This window comes from Actinoplanes sp. NPDC024001 (assembly GCF_040638955.1).
Classification (GTDB): Bacteria; Actinomycetota; Actinomycetes; order Mycobacteriales; family Micromonosporaceae; genus Actinoplanes.
In genome coordinates this window covers 1-14,704 of the sequence record NZ_JBEZZB010000028.1, presented here as the reverse complement: position 1 = coordinate 14,704, position 14,704 = coordinate 1, and the positions used below count along the sequence as shown (strand labels likewise).

Genomic DNA, 14,704 nt, shown 5'->3' with positions numbered 1-14,704 from the left:
TGGGAACGGCCGCCGCCGACGCCGCCGGGGATGCCGGTGACCGGCTCGACATAGCCGTATTCGCCCGGCTCGGAGACCGGAGCCGACGAGTCGCACCTACGGGGACGCCTGCACCATCGCCCGCGCGCTCGACGTGGTCGGTGAGCGATGGGCGCTGCTGGTGGTCCGCGAGCTGCTGCTCGGCCCGCAGCGCTTCTCCGACCTGCGCCGCGCGCTGCCGGGGGCCCTGCTCGACGGCTCGGCCTCGCTGTCCGCCGGCGCCGTCGTCGTCACCGGTGACGAGGCAGCGTTGCGGCGCCTGCTGCGATCCGCCGCCCCCTGACCTCACGGTCCGGGCGAGGACGGGCACGAGCGCAGGTAGCCGACCCCGAGCTGGTCGAGCAACCAGACGATCTGCGGGTGCACCTGCCGCAACTGGAAGGTGCCACCCTGGGCGGCCACCACGTCGGCCAGCGACGTCAGCTCCCGGGCCCCGGCCGCATCGCAGAAGTCGACGCCGGCCAGGTCCACGACGACCTGGCCGGGCTTCGCGGCGGTATAGGCGGTGTGGAACTCGTCGGCCAGCACCTGCGCGGTGAACGTGTCGATCTCACCGCTGACCTTGACGGTCAGATGGTCGCCGTGGACGACGGTGGAGACATCGATGGGCGGATCATCCATCGGAACTCCCGCGCCGGACGCTCGTCAGCGGCCGGATCGTCGCCCAGACCGCCTTGCCGTCCTGAGTCGGTATCGCGCCCCACACCGTCGCCGCGGCATCGACGGCGCGCAGCCCCAGGCCACGCTGATGCGACAGCCCGGCGCTCACCGGCAGCGGCTCGCGCAGCCTCGGCGGCCGGGGATCGCCGTCCCGGACCATCGCGTGCAGGCCGGTCCCTCGGCGGGACAGGACGACCGTGATCGGGGTGCCGGCGTGCTCGACGGCGTTGATCACCAGCTCGGAGACCACGAGCCGGGCGCGGTACCGCAGATCGGGCAGCTGCCAGGCGGTGCAGGCGTCGGAGACCGCGGTGCGGGCCGTGGCGGCGGCCCGGTGATCGGGCGACAGCCGCAGCTTGATCCGGTCGGTCATCGGACCTCGCTGCGCCGCCGCGGCCGCGGCACGGCACTGGGCGAGCGTGGCGAACATGGGCAGGAATCGTGCGGAGCCCAGTCGACGCAGCCGCCGGCTGATCGCACTCGACTCCGGAATGCAGGCGATGACCTGGACCGGTGGGCTCATCCCCTCGCCCCGGCGTCCGGCGCCCATCCACATGGTCACGCTGCCCGCCCGCGGATCGCTCAGGTACGACAGGTCGAGAAAGAGCGTGGCGGGGTGCTCGACCAGACACTTGCGGATCGCGACGTGAGTGGCCTGCTGGAGATGCCGGCCCCAGTCGCCGTGCACCACGACGGTGATCGCCGAGGACTCCACGTCCAGGGTCACGCCGACACCGTCACCCTGGACGGTATCGTTCGGTTCCAGCAGGTACGGCGACCGCACATCAGACCCGACGAATCGTGGCCGTCTCGCGGAACCGCCCAGCCCATAGTGATGCACGATGCACACAACCTGGCAATCGGCTTGTTGACGTCCTGTGCAGATTCGCAGAATCCCCCCATGGTCACAAGCAGACGAGTGACCATGAGGGGATTCGCGTTTCACACCGTCAGCGTCGCAGGGTCAGCAGACCCGGCCGGTACGGCAGGAGCCCGTAGTCACCGCCCGAGTTCGGCGACCGCCCCTGGTAGAGCAGCTGCAGGTTGCACGGATCGATGGTCATCGTCTGGTCGGCGTTGCTGCGGATCAGCTCGCCGTGACTGATGTCGTTGGTCCAGGTGGCGCCGCTGTTGGCCTTGCCCGCGAACGGGTTGCTCTCGGTGGCCGCCTGCGGAGTCCACGATCCGCCCAGGCTGCTGGCGGTGAACGAGCGGAAGTAGCGCCCGTTGGCCCCGATCGCCTCCACGATCATGAGGTACTGGTTCTGGCCCTGCACCTTGTAGACCTGGACCGCCTCGAACAGGTTGTTCGTGGTGTCGCTCATGATCGTCGTGTAGGAGGAGCCGAAGTTGCCCGGGAAGTTCCCGATCGGCATGCTGGCCCGGTAGATCTTGCCGTTGTCGCCGGCGAAGAAGAGGTACATGTTCTGCCCGTCACCGATCAGCGCCTGGTCGATCGGCCCGGTGCCGGAACCGGTGATGCTCCCGGTGAAGAGCGTCTGCGGCGCGGACCACCCGTTCGGGTTGGTCGGGTCGCTCGACGTGCGGTAGGAGAACGCCGGTCCGCCCCACTGGTAGGCGAGCACCCAGATGTTCTTCGGGGCGAAGTAGAACAGCGACGGCGCCACCGCCGAGAAGTTCATCGAGTTCTGGCTGGCCGAGGCCATCTCCGACCAGTTGGTGAACAGGCCGAAGTTCATCGAGCCCCAGGACGTGCCGGTGTCGTGCGTGGTCGCGTACACCAGCTGCCGCCCGTTGTAGGGCGCGTGGGTGAAGTCCTTGAGCGAGACCCACCCGGCTCGCGGGTTGGCCAGCACGCCGGTCGAGTTCCAGCGGTAGGTCGACGGCAGCGCGCAGGTGCCGCCGGTCGGCGAGGTCGTCGGCGTGCCGCCGCCGACCCGCACCAGCTGCCACTGCTGGTTGGCACCGTTCCAGTCGCTGTACTGCACGATGTTCGCCCCGTCGGCGGTCGAGGCGCCCTGCACCTCCAGGGCCTTGCCGCTGTTGCGGTTGATCAGCTGGATGTAACCGTCGACGTCCTGCACGCTGAACTGCTGGTTCGCGGCGTTGCGGTCGGTCCACTGCACGATCGAGCCACCGTCGGCGGTCGACCAGTTGTAGACGTCGAGCACCTTGCCGGAGTGCCGGGACTTCAGCCGGTAGTAGCCGCCGCCGGAGTCGACGAACTGCCACTGCTGCTGCGCCTGGTCGTTGCGCGTCCACTGGGTGATCCGGGCGCCGTCGTTCGTCGCCAGGTTGTAGACGTCGAGGGCCTTGCCGCTGGTGCGGTTGACCAGCACGTAGGAGGCGCTGGTGTCGATCGTCGCCGCCGAGGCGGCCGTCGCGGTCACCGCGACGGCTCCGCCGCCGACGAGCAGGATCATCGCGGCCAGGCCGCTACGCCACCGGCGACGCCGGGGTACGGGTGAGCTGTCCATGTTCTCTCTCCTGGGGGATTCAGCTGATCCGGACGAGTTGCCACTGCTGGTTGGCGCCGTTCCAGTCGCTGTACTGGACGATGGCGGCGCCGTCGGCGGTGGCGGCGCCCTGCACTTCGAGCGCCTTGCCGCTGTTGCGGTTGATCAGCTGCAGGTAACCGTCGATGTTCTGCACACTGAACTGCTGATTCGCGGCGTTGTAGTCGCTCCACTGCACGATCGAGCCGCCGTCGGCGGTCGACCAGTTGTAGACGTCCAGCACCTTGCCCGAGTGCTTCGACTTCAGCCGGTAGAAGCCGCTGCCGGAGGACACGAACTGCCACTGCTGCTGGGCGCCGTTGTTGCGGGCCCACTGGGTGATCCGGGCGCCGTCGCCGGTGGCCAGGTTGTAGACGTCGAGGGCCTTGCCGCTGGTGCGGTTGACCAGCACGTACCAGGCGCTGGTGTCGATCCCGGTGGACGGGCTGGTCGGCGTGGTGCCGCCGTTGAGGGCGTTGAGCACCGCGGTGTAGGCGGCCTTCTTGGTGCCGTTCGCGTCGAACAGCAGCGGGTTGGCCCCGGTCCGCCAGGAGTCGCTGTCGCGGATGCCCCAGACGGTGATGCCGGTGCACCGCGACACCGCGAGGCAGGCGTTGGTGACCGCGGCGTACGCGGTGGCCTGGCTGCTGCCGGAGATGTCCAGCTCGGTGATCTGCACGTCCACGCCGAGGTCGGCGAAGCGCTGCAGGTTGGCCCGGTAGTCGCTGGGCGCCGAGTTGGTCAGGTGCGACTGGAAGCCGACGCAGTCGATCGGGACGCCGCGCGCCTTGAAGTCGCGGACCATGTTGTAGACGGCAGTGCTCTTCGCGTTGACGCCGTCGGTGTTGTAGTCGTTGTAGCAGAGCTTGGCCCCGGGGTCGGCGGTCCGCGCGGCCCGGAAGGCGGCCTCGATCCAGTCGTTGCCGGTCCGCTGCAGGCTGGAGTCACGCCGCGAGCCCCGGCCGTCGTCGGCGAACGCCTCGTTCACCACGTCCCAGGAGTGGATCTTGCCGCGGTAGTGGGCGGCCACCTGGGTGACGTGATTGAGCATCGCCGAGCGCAAAGTGCTGCCGGACAGCGACTGCGCCCATCCCGGCATCTGCGCGTGCCAGGCGAGCGTGTGCCCGCGTACCTGCTGGCCGTTGGCCTGGGCGAGCGCGACGATCCGGTCGCCGCTGGTGTAGTTGAACGAGCCACGCGAGGGCTCGGTGGCGTCCCACTTCATCTCGTTCTCCGCGGTGACCGAGTTGAACTCGGTCCGCAGGATCGAGGTGTAGGTGCTGTCGCCGAGCCGGGACGCGGCGACCGCGGTGCCGAAGTAGCGGCCCTTGGCCGCCGCCGAGGCGCCGAGGGTGGACGCGGCCTGCGAGGTGCTGGCGAAGGCGATCGCGGCGCCGGCGGCGATCGCGCCGGTCAGCAGGACCGGCAGGATCCTGCGCAGCCGACGGTACGGGGATGGGGGTCTTGCCACGGTGGTGCCTTTCGGGGGATGGGGATGGACGAAACCTCAGGGGGTGGTGAGGTCGAATCGTTTGACCGTGACGGCGCCGCCGAGCGCCTGGGTGGCGTGGTTGAAGATCCCGAACCGGTAGCCCATAAAGAACTGCCAGGCGTTGTTGAGGGTGAACGCCGGGCCGAGCCGGGTGAAGGTGACGCCGTCAGTGCTGTAGGAGAAGGTGGCCTGCCGGCCCGATCCGGGGCGGATGTCGGCCTGGGCGCGCAGCCAGATCCGGCCGCCGGTGACCGTGGCGGCGGCCGCCTCGGTGCCGGTCGAGGTGGTGTTCCAGCTGGAGTTCATGGCCAGGCCGTTGACCATCGTCACCCGGGTGGCGCCGTTGTCGCGTTTGACGCCGATCCACGCCGAGGAGTCGCGCAGCATGGCCAGGCCGGTGCGGTCGCCGTCGCGCATGCCGGTGTAGTCGAGCTCGACGGTGGCGGTCGAGGTCGGCCCCTGGATGCGGTGCGTCAGCGTGTTGCGGGCCGCGTAGAGATCGCCGGTCACGGTCGCGGTCTGTAGCCGCAGGCCGTTGGTCAGCGACCACTTGGTGTCGTCAGGGTTGTGGTTCCACTCCCAGCGGTGGCCCAGCCGGGTGCCGGTGAACGTGTCCGGGCCGGTCATCGGCTGCACGGTTCGGGTCGTGCTGATGTTCGGCTTCGGGTAGGTGGCGCCCCACCGGCCGTTCACGGTGGTCAGCACCGGCCAGCCGTCGCCGCTCCAGGTGATCGGCGCCAGGGTCGGCACCCGGCCACCGGGGTAGGCGTCGGTGAAGGCCATGTACCACCAGTCGCCGTTCGGGGTCTGCACCAGGCCGCCCTGGTGCGGCACCCCGCCGCCGGAGATCGGGCCGGGCAGGTCGAGCAGCACCTGGCGCTGTTCGTACGGGCCCCACGGGCTGGTCGAGCGCAGCACGTACTGGCCGTTGGCGGGGCGGGTCAGCCAGATGTAGTAGTAGTTGCCGCGCTTGTACATGCGGGCGCCCTCGAGGGTGCCGATGCTCGACGGCGTGGTGTAGACGGTCTGCGCCCGTACCTGCGACGTCAGGTCCGCCGACAGCTGGGCGACGCTGATCGTCCCGTTCCCGTAGGCGACGTACGGGGTGTCGTTGTCGAACAGCAGGCCGGCGTCGTAGTAGCAGTTGTTGATCCGGGCCTTCTTGCTCCACGTGCCGTCCACCGCGGACGCCGTGTAGACGTAGGTGCGGTTGAACTCGGTGCAGCCCAGCCAGTAATACGTGCTGTTGGACGGCCGGTAGTTGAACGCCGACGCCCAGATACCCTTCACGTACGCCCGGCTGCCGGAGAGGTCGTAGGCGGCGTTGTCGAAGTCCAGCCGCGGCACCGAGTGCCCGGCGTACTCCCAGTTGACCAGGTCGTAGGAGCGCAGGATCGGCGCGCCGGGCGAGTAGTGCATGGTCGACGCCGAGTAGTAGTAGGCGTCGCCGACCCGGATGATGTCGCCGTCGGCGAAGTCCTGCCACACCACCGGGTTGGTGAAGGTGCCGCCGCCCGGGGTGCTCCCGCCGCCGACCTTGACGAGCTGCCACTGCTGGTTGGCGCCGTTCCAGTCGGCGTACTGCACGATGTTCGCCCCATCAGCGGTCGAGGCGCCCTGCACCTCCACCGCCTTGCCGCTGTTGCGGTTGATCAGCTGAACGTAGCCGTCGATGTCCTGCACGCTGAACTGCTGGTTGGCGGCGTTGTTGTCGGTCCACTGCACGATCGCGCCGCCGTCGGCGGTCGACGCGCCGGAGACGTCGAGCACCTTGCCGGAGTGCTTCGACTTCAGCCGGTAGTAGCCGTTGCCGGAGTCGACGAACTGCCACTGCTGCCAGGCGCCGTCGCCCCGGGTCCACTGGGTGATCCGGGCGCCGTCGTTCGTGGCCAGGTTGTAGACGTCCATGGCCTTGCCGCTGTTGCGGTTGACCAGCACGTACCAGGCGGTCGTGTCGATCGTGGCGGCGGACGCCGTCGTGGCGGTCACGGCGACCAGGCCGCCGGCGGTGAGCAGCAGCACGGCGGCGAGGAGCATACGTGCCAGTGGGCGCGGGATCATCGCGCACTCCCTTCTTTTGCCGGCGAGAAAGCGTCGGCGCACACCATCATTGGGAGCGATCCCAAGCTGTTGACGGGATATTGCCAGAACATTTTTCCAAACTCAAGCGGCCAATCATTCTTAGCTATAATCGCAGCTCACGGACGCGACAAAGAGCATCAGGAAATGCGCGACTCGCTGGACCGGCGCCACATAACAACTTTCCGGGGAACATTTTTCGATTCGCATTCACGTGGCGCCGAGGCGGTCCGCCGGCCTCGGAAAATCATCCGTGGCGAATGATCGGCGCGGCCGCCGGGCCCGTAATCTCTACCTCGGGAGAGGCCGGGCATGGATGCAGCAGCCGTGGCGCTGACAGCGCTGATCGTGTTCGTCTGGGGCGCGTTCTCGACCCGGCTCGGCCGGGCCGATCTCAGCGCCCCGATCGTCTTCGTCACGGTGGGCGTGCTGCTCGCCGAGGTGCTCCAGGTCATCGAGCTCGACCTCACGCCGGAGGCGATCAAGCTGCTCGCCGAGGTCACCCTGGTGTGGGTGCTGTTCGCCGACGCGTCCCGGGTGGGTTTCCGCGAGCTGCGGGCCGACCTCGGGCTGTACGCGCGCCTGCTCGGCCTGGGCCTGCCACTCACGATCGCCGCGGGGACGCTGCTGGCGGCGTGGCTCTTCGACGGCCTGGGGTTCTGGCTGGCGCTGCTGGTCGGCGCCGCGCTGGCCCCGACCGACGCGGCACTCGGCGCCTCGGTGATGACCGATCCCGCGGTGCCGGAACGGGTCCGCCGAGCGCTGAACGTCGAGAGTGGCCTCAACGACGGCATCGCGACTCCCGTGGTGATGGTCGCCATCGCCGGCGCCGTCGCCGCCGAGGGCCTGCAGGGCCACGGCGTGCGCACCGCTCTCGCCGATCTGGCGATCGGGGTGGCAGCCGGGCTGCTCACCGGCCTGGTCGGCGGGCGCGTGATGCGGATGTCCCGCCGCCGTGGCTGGGCGTCCGAGGACTTCGCCGGCCCTGCCGTTCTGGCCCTGGCGCTGGCGGCCTACGCGGGCACGCTGTGGCTGGACGGCAACGGCTTCGTCGCCGCGTTCGTCGCCGGCCTGGCGTTCGGGCACGTCGCCCGCCGCGGCGAGGCCAAGGAGGTTCTCTACGTGGAGCAGACCTCCGGACTGATGTCGTTGCTGACCTGGCTGGTCTTCGGCGCGGTCGCGGTGCCGATCGTCGTCGAGCGGGCCGACTGGCGGGTGGCCGTCTACGCCGTGCTCAGCCTCAGCGTCGTCCGGATGCTGCCCGTCGCGGCGGCCCTGGCCGGCGCCCGCTTCCCGCCACCGACCGTGGCGTTCCTCGGCTGGTTCGGGCCGCGCGGCCTCGCCTCGGTGATCTTCGCGGTGATCGCCCTGGAGGAGCTGCACGCCGAGGCCGACCGCGCCGTGGCGATCATCGGTTTGACCGTGCTGCTCAGCGTGCTGGGACACGGGCTGAGCGCGAAGCCCCTCGCCGGCCGGTACGCCACGGCCATCGCCGACGTCGACCACGCGGCCCCCGGCCGAGAGGCGGCGCCGCACCTCCCGGTCCGCGGCCTCCTCCCGCTGCACGCAGCGAGAACAACCGCGCGCACCGAGAAGGGCGAGTGACGAGAGCGCGGTGCTACCGGACCGCCGGCATCCGGGGCAGAATGCCTCCACTATGGGGGGACCTGCCGCACCGTACGTGAATCCCTTCGAGGGCCGGCGCGGGCCGCTGGCGCGGCGCGTCGCCGGGGCGGGGTTCCGCCATGAGGCCGTCGACCTGGACGGGGTCACCATCAGTTACGGCAAGGGCCCCGACAACGGCCGTCCGCTGGTGCTGATCCCGGCCCAGATGGCCACCTGGGCGACCTACGACGCCGTCCTGCCGGCGCTGGCCGAGCGTTTCACCGTCTACGCCGTGGACGTCCGCGGCCACGGCAACTCCAGCTGGACGCCGGGCGACTACTCGTGGGCCAGCGTCGGGCGCGACCTGCGGCTCTTCCTCGAACGGGTCGTGCAGCGCCCGGCGATCATCAGCGGCAACTCGTCCGGCGGCATCATCGCGCTGTGGTGCGCCGCCAATGTGCCGGCACACACCGCCGCCATCGTGCTGGAGGACGCGCCGGTCTTCTCGCTCGAGATGCCCCGCTTCCGCGACCGGGACCGGTTCGTCCACGACGGCCTGGTCCACGCCGTCGACGTGCTCGCCGACTTCGAGAAACGCCACCTCGCCGAGTATTTCCGCGGCCAGGTCCTCCCGGTGTCCGAGCGGCGTTCGAAACGGCTGCCGGACTGGTTCGTCGACCTCCTCGACCGGAAGGTGCAACGCTACGAGCGGCGCCACCCGGGCGAGCCGTCGGGTTTGTCCGCCTGGTGGTTGCCGGGAAACATCGGGGAGCTGTTCCGCTCGCTGTCGATGTTCGACCCGGATTTCGCCCGGGCCTTCGTCGACGGCCGGTTCTACGGCGACTTCTCCCACGCCGCGGCCCTGCGCGCCGTGTCGTGCCCGCTCCTGCTGCTGCACGCCACCTGGCACCGCTTCGCCGCACACGGCCTGGTCGGAGCGATGGACGACGACGACGCCCGGCGGGTGCGCGAACTCGCGCCGCAGACGGTGTACCGCCGGATCCCGGCGAACCACGTCATCCACCGGTACCGGCCGCGGCAGTTCGTCGAGGCGCTGAACGCCTTCGCCGAGGAAAGCTAGCCGGCCTCGGCGGGGCTGACCGTGAGCAGGCCGGCGAGCTGGCGCATGAGGCCGGGCCGGGCCCGGTAGTAGACCCAGGTGCCGCGGCGCTCGGCGTCGACCAGGCCGGCCTCGCGCAGCGTCTTGAGATGGTGCGAGATGGTCGGCCCGGAGAGGGTGAACGCCGGGGTCAGGTCACAGACGCACGCCTCGCCGCCGGGCGCTGACGCGATCATCGACATCAGCTGGAGCCGGACCGGATCGCCGAGGGCCTTGAACGCCGGCGCGAGGGCCGTGGCCACCTCGGCGGGCAGTTGCTGCTGGGCGAGGGGCGGGCAGCACGGCACCTCGAGGAGCGAGATCGGCTCGGCTTGTTTCGGCATGCGTCTAGGTTGACATCCATCAAAGCAACGTGCAACTCTCTGTTTCGACAGTCGTCTAATTCGAGAGACACCGAGACAGGAGCACGATGATGAGCGAGACCACCACGACCTCCGGCGGCTTCACCGGCGACCCGGCAGCCGCGTTCACCGCGGCCGGCGCCGGCGCCGGCGGATGCTGCGGCAACCCGGCCCAGGCCGCTCCCGCCCCGTGTTGCGGCACCGCCGCCGAGGCACGCCAGGAGTCCGCCTGCTGCGGCACCGCCGCCAAGCAGGAGGCGGTCGCGGCCGGACAGGGCTGCTGCGGATGACCAGCCCCACCGCCCCGGCGTCCGCGGTCGCCGGGCTGGAGGCGCTGCTGGCGCGGGCGTCCGCCGAGCGGATGAGCGCCACGGTCGCGACCCTCGCCGGCGAAGCGTTCGCCGGACGGCGCGTCGGCAGCCCGGGCGCGGCCGCGGCCCGCGACTGGCTCGCCGGCCACCTCACCGGCACCGGCGCCCGGGTGACAGCGGAGCCGTTCGCCGTGCGCCAGGTGTCTGAGGTGTACCGGTCGCCGATGGTGACCTGGCAGCGCGATCGGACCACGGTGGCGCTGACGTTCGGCCGCGATGTCGCCGTGCACCTCGCATCGGCCGACATGCCGAAGATCCATGCGGCCGGGCTTGCCGTCGCCGGTTACGGCGACCCCGCCGGGCGGTGGTTGCTCGTCCCGGCCGGGATGGGCCTGTTCGACGCCTACGGGCACGCCGACGGCGCGGCCGGCCTGCTGGTCAGCCGGGGTGTGGACGCCGACGGCTGGCACTTCACCACGCTGGCCGGCTCCGGCCCGGGTCCCCTGCCCGTGCTGTCCGTGGAGAGCGGCCTGCACCAGCGGATGACCGACGCCGCCCGGCGCGCCGACGGCGGCGGGACCCTGGCCGCGAGCACGCCGATCCGCCGGATCGACGTGACCGGGGTGAACCTGCACGCCCGCTACCGGCCGGCCCGGCCGGGCGGCACGGATCTGCTGCTCACCGCCCACTACGACGGGGTCGGTGACCATCCCGGGCTGCGGCAGCCCGCGGCCGCCGACAACGCCAGCGGCGTCGCCGTGGTGTGCGAGGCCGCCCGCCTGCTCGCACCGGCCCTGCCGGACGGCGCCGGGCTGTCGGTGGCGCTGCTCGACGGCGAGGAGACCGGCGCGCTCGGCTCCGCCCACCACGCCCAGCGGTTGGTCGCCGCCGGACAGCAACCGCTGGTGATCAACGTCGACGGCGCCGGCCACCTCCACCAGGCCGCCGCGGTCGAGGCGGGCGGTCCCGCCCACGGGCTGCTCGCGGTCCTGGACCAGGCCGCCCGGCACGTCGGCCTTCCCCTGGCGGCGGGGCCGGTGGCCTCCGACAACCGCAGCTATGCGGCCGCCGGGCTCGCGGCGGTCGGCATCGGGGCGGGCATGGCCGGTTATCACAGCCCGGCCGACACGGCCGACCGCGTCGAGCCGGAGACGATGACCGCTCTGGCCCGTCTGGTGGTGGCGACCGCTAGACTTTCATCGTTGATCGGCGATGAACGATGAAAGGCGTGATGGCGCATGGCCGACCTGCTCGACCGGGGCGTGGCCGAGGAGTACGCCTCCTGGTTCCGCGCCCTCGCGGATCCGTCGCGGGTGCAGATCGTGGAGTACCTGGCTCGCCAAGCCCGCCCCCTGCCGGTCGGCGAGATCGTCGCCGCGGTCGGCCTGGCCCAGTCGACCGTGTCCCAGCACCTGAAGATCCTCACCGACGTGCGGTTCGTGCTGGTGGAGCCGGTCGGCACCGCCCGTCACTACCGGATCAACACGCGCTGCGTCGACTGCTTCCCGTCCGCCGCCGACGTGGTGATGGGCCGTCCCGCACCCACCCCGGCCGGGAGCTGCGGATGACCGTCACCGTCCGGCCGATGCTGGCCGGCGACGCCGGCGCGGTGCTGGAGATCTACCAGGCGGGCCTGGACGGCGGAAACGCCAGCTTCGAGACCACCGCGCCGACCTGGGAGCAGTTCGACGCGGCGAAACTGCCCGGCCACCGCCTGGTCGCCGTGGACGCCGGCGGCGCCCTGCTGGGCTGGGTGGCGGTGGCGCCGGTGTCGGCCCGCGCCGTCTACGCCGGCGTGGTCGAGCACTCGGTCTACGTCCGTCCGGCCGCCCAGGGCCGGGGCGCCGGCCGGGCCCTGCTCCAGGCCCTGATCGCCTCCACGGAAGCGGCCGGCGTCTGGACGATCCAGTCCGGGGTCTTCCCGGAGAACACCGCCAGCCTCGCCCTCCACCACGCCTGCGGGTTCCGCACCGTCGGCGTCCGCGAACGCGTCGGCCGCCACACCGCCCGTGACAACCAGTGGCGCGACGTCGTGCTTCTCGAACGCCGCAGCCCGCTCATCAGCTGACCTCTTACCTCCTGACAGGAGTTCCTCACCATGACGACCGATCTTCCGGTTGTGATCATCGGCGCCGGGCCGGTGGGCCTGGCCGCCGCCGCCCACCTCGCCGAGCGTGGCCTGCCGTTCCTGGTCCTGGAAGCCGGCGACGAACCGGCTGCCGCCGTGCGCGAGTGGGGCCACGTGCGGCTGTTCTCGCCGTGGCGCTACAACATCGACGCCGCCGCGGCCCGGCTGCTGAGCGACGCCGGCTGGGTGCGGCCCGACGACGACCGGCTGCCGACCGGCGCCGAGCTCGCCGCCGACTATCTGCAGCCGCTCGCCGACCTGCCCGCCGTCAAGCCGAACGTGCGCTACCGGGCCCGGGTCGCGGCGGTGACCCGGTTCGGACTCGACCGGGTCCGCAGCGCGGGCCGCGAGAACACCCCCTTCCTGATCCGGCTCGCCGGCGGGGAGGACATCCGCGCCGGCGCCGTCATCGACGCCTCCGGCACCTGGAACACCCCGAACGTGCTCGGCGCCCACGGGATCGCCGCGCACGGCGAGACCGAGGCTCAGGCGTACGTCGAAAGTGCTCTTCCGGACGTGCTGGGCCGCGACCGGGACCGGTTCGCCGGCCGGCGAACCGTCGTGGTGGGCGCCGGGCACTCGGCCGCCAACACGATCCTGGCGCTCGCCGCCCTGGCCGAGCAGGCCCCGGGCACCAGCGTGACCTGGGCGATCCGGTCGAGCAGCCCGGTGCGCACCTACGGCGGTGAGATCGCTGACGCGCTGCCGGCCCGCGGCGCGCTCGGCACCCGGCTGCGCGAGCTCGTCGAATCCGGAACGGTCACGCTGCTCACCGAGTTCCGGGTGGAGCGGGTCAGCGCCGACGGTGCCGCGGTGCGGCTGTCCGACGGCGAACGCACCGTCGTCGCCGACCGCATCGTGTCCGCGACCGGCTTCCGCCCCGACCACGGCATCGTCTCCGAGCTGCGGCTCGACCTCGACCCGATCCTCGGATCGACCCGGGCGCTGGCTCCGCTGATCGACCCGAACGAGCACTCCTGCGGCACCGTCCCGCCGCACGGCGTCGACGAGCTCACCCACCCGGAGCCGGGCTACCACGCGATCGGCGTGAAGAGCTACGGGCGGGCGCCGACGTTCCTGCTCGCCACCGGCTACGAGCAGGCCCGCTCGGTGGTGGCCGCGCTCGCCGGCGACTGGGACGCCGCCCGTGACGTGCGGCTCGACCTGCCCGAGACCGGCGTCTGCAACAGCGACCCGATCGAGGGCGCCGACTCGGTCGCGGCCGGCGGCGGCTGCTGCGGGGCGCCGGCCCCGGTCGCGGTCGAACCGGCCGGCCGCGGGCTCGCCACCGGCATCGCCGGCGGGCTGCTCAGCGCGCCGCTCACCGTGATCACCCTCGGCGACCAGCCCGCCGACGGGCAGACCGGTTCCTGCTGCGGATGACCAGCGACGGCCCGCCGGCCACCACGAGTGGCCGGCGGGTGTTCCGCGGCCGGCGGATCGTCGCCACCTTCGCCGTCACGCAGACCGTCGGTTACGGCTGCCTCTACTACAGCTTCGCCGTCCTGCTGCACCCGCTCGCCACCGACCTGGACGCCTCACCCGCCGCCGTCACCGGGGCCTTCACCCTCGCCGTTCTCGTGCAGGCCGCGATGGCCGTACCCGTCGGAAGGTGGCTCGACCGGCGCGGTGGCCGCGCCCTGATGACCGCCGGCGCCGCCCTCGGCGCCGGCATGCTGATCGCCTGGTCGCAGGCGCAGACCGTGTGGCAGCTCTATCCGATCTTCGCCGGTCTCGGCGTCGCGGCCGCGACGGCCCTGTACGAACCGGCCACCGCCGTCATCGTCTCCTCCTTCGACGCCGGCCGCCGCCCGCGGGCGATCCTCGGCATGATCGTCGTCGCCGGCTTCGCCAGCACCATCTTCATGCCCCTGACCGGCCTGCTGGAACACCGCTACGGCTGGCGCGCCACCCTGCTGCTGCTGGCCACGCTGTACGGGTCCGTCGCCGTCCCGCTGCACCTGCTGGTCGTGCCCCGCCGCACCCACGCCGCCGCGCCGGCGGCCGCGATGCAGCGCCGCGCCGCGATCCGCGACGGCCGGTTCTGGTGCCTGGCCGTCGCGTTCGTCGCGCACAGCGCCGCGATGAGCACCATGACCGTCCACCTGGTCGGTTTCCTGACCAGTCGCGGACACCCGGCCACCTTCGCCGCCACCATCGCCGGGCTCCTCGGCGTTCTCTCCGTCACCGGGCGGCTGCTGCTCACCGCCGCCGGGCGCCGGATCCGCCTCTACCGGCTGGTCGCCGCCGTCTTCGCCCTGCAGGCCGTCGCCGCGTTCAGCCTGCCGCTGGTCGCCGGCAGCCGGGCCGGGGCGGTCGCCGGAGTGGTCGCTTTCGGGCTGGGCTTCGGCCTGGCCAGCCTGGCCACCCCGCAGCTGCTCGCCGACCGCTACGGCACCACCGCGTACGCCGGCATCGCCGGCACCCTCGCCGCCTTCGTCACCGTGGCCAAGGCGGGCGCGCCGCTGGCCGG

General features: G+C 71.7%; 14 protein-coding genes and 1 pseudogene. 9 read left to right on the top strand and 6 right to left on the bottom strand.

Translation table 11 applies throughout. The annotated features are described in order from the left end of the window. Positions 1-58 precede the first annotated feature (58 nt). Positions 59-223 (top strand): annotated as a pseudogene (locus AB0F81_RS13655) (winged helix-turn-helix transcriptional regulator); the annotation flags it as partial. A gap of 101 nt (positions 224-324) precedes the next feature. Here AB0F81_RS13655 and AB0F81_RS13650 read toward each other — a convergent pair. The 5 genes from AB0F81_RS13650 to AB0F81_RS13630 form a co-directional block, all read right to left on the bottom strand. Next, positions 325-660 (bottom strand): STAS domain-containing protein, encoded by a 336-nt coding sequence (locus AB0F81_RS13650; protein ID WP_360195928.1) that lies wholly within the window; start codon positions 658-660, stop codon positions 325-327. Beyond that, complete coding sequence (locus AB0F81_RS13645) at positions 653-1,426, bottom strand: ATP-binding protein (protein ID WP_360195925.1); 774 nt, start codon at positions 1,424-1,426, stop codon at positions 653-655. Before AB0F81_RS13645 ends, AB0F81_RS13650 begins: the two co-directional genes overlap by 8 nt. 223 nt (positions 1,427-1,649) lie before the next feature. After that, positions 1,650-3,137 carry a non-reducing end alpha-L-arabinofuranosidase family hydrolase gene (locus AB0F81_RS13640; RefSeq protein ID WP_360195921.1) on the bottom strand — a complete coding sequence of 496 codons (1,488 nt, stop codon included), beginning with the start codon at positions 3,135-3,137 and terminating at the stop codon, positions 1,650-1,652. A gap of 19 nt (positions 3,138-3,156) precedes the next feature. Continuing rightward, a complete protein-coding gene (locus AB0F81_RS13635) occupies positions 3,157-4,626 on the bottom strand; it encodes an endo-1,4-beta-xylanase (protein WP_360195918.1) in 1,470 nt (489 codons plus the stop codon). Positions 4,627-4,662: 36 nt separating this feature from the next. Then, entirely contained in the window at positions 4,663-6,708 is a 2,046-nt protein-coding gene (locus tag AB0F81_RS13630; RefSeq protein ID WP_360195915.1) for a family 43 glycosylhydrolase, read from the bottom strand. Between the two features lie 330 nt (positions 6,709-7,038). On the opposite strand from AB0F81_RS13630, the gene AB0F81_RS13625 reads away from it, so the two are divergent. Both AB0F81_RS13625 and AB0F81_RS13620 read left to right on the top strand, forming a co-directional pair. Next, on the top strand, positions 7,039-8,331 hold the full coding sequence (locus AB0F81_RS13625) for a cation:proton antiporter (protein ID WP_360195912.1): 1,293 nt from the start codon (positions 7,039-7,041) through the stop codon (positions 8,329-8,331). A 76-nt stretch (positions 8,332-8,407) separates the two neighbouring features. Continuing rightward, entirely contained in the window at positions 8,408-9,412 is a 1,005-nt protein-coding gene (locus AB0F81_RS13620) for an alpha/beta hydrolase (RefSeq protein WP_360195909.1), read from the top strand. Here the strand turns inward: AB0F81_RS13620 and AB0F81_RS13615 are convergent. Next, positions 9,409-9,774, bottom strand: coding sequence for a metalloregulator ArsR/SmtB family transcription factor (locus AB0F81_RS13615; protein ID WP_360195906.1), 366 nt, complete (start codon positions 9,772-9,774; stop codon positions 9,409-9,411). The genes AB0F81_RS13620 and AB0F81_RS13615 overlap by 4 nt on opposite strands. Before the next feature lie 89 nt (positions 9,775-9,863). Between AB0F81_RS13615 and AB0F81_RS13610 the strand changes: the two genes are divergently transcribed. The 6 genes from AB0F81_RS13610 to AB0F81_RS13585 form a co-directional block, all read left to right on the top strand. Then, a complete protein-coding gene (locus AB0F81_RS13610) occupies positions 9,864-10,082 on the top strand; it encodes a hypothetical protein (protein ID WP_360195903.1) in 219 nt (72 codons plus the stop codon). Next, on the top strand, positions 10,079-11,326 hold the full coding sequence (locus AB0F81_RS13605; protein WP_360195900.1) for a M28 family peptidase: 1,248 nt from the start codon (positions 10,079-10,081) through the stop codon (positions 11,324-11,326). Before AB0F81_RS13610 ends, AB0F81_RS13605 begins: the two co-directional genes overlap by 4 nt. Positions 11,327-11,341: 15 nt before the next feature. Next, entirely contained in the window at positions 11,342-11,671 is a 330-nt protein-coding gene (locus tag AB0F81_RS13600; RefSeq protein WP_360195897.1) for a metalloregulator ArsR/SmtB family transcription factor, read from the top strand. Next, on the top strand, positions 11,668-12,171 hold the full coding sequence (locus tag AB0F81_RS13595; RefSeq protein ID WP_360195894.1) for an N-acetyltransferase family protein: 504 nt from the start codon (positions 11,668-11,670) through the stop codon (positions 12,169-12,171). Before AB0F81_RS13600 ends, AB0F81_RS13595 begins: the two co-directional genes overlap by 4 nt. A 30-nt stretch (positions 12,172-12,201) precedes the next feature. Then, positions 12,202-13,614 carry an NAD(P)-binding domain-containing protein gene (locus tag AB0F81_RS13590; protein WP_360195891.1) on the top strand — a complete coding sequence of 471 codons (1,413 nt, stop codon included), beginning with the start codon at positions 12,202-12,204 and terminating at the stop codon, positions 13,612-13,614. Continuing rightward, the coding region (locus AB0F81_RS13585) for an MFS transporter (RefSeq protein WP_360195888.1) at positions 13,611-14,704 on the top strand (1,094 nt) is incomplete at its 3' end. The genes AB0F81_RS13590 and AB0F81_RS13585, both read left to right, overlap by 4 nt.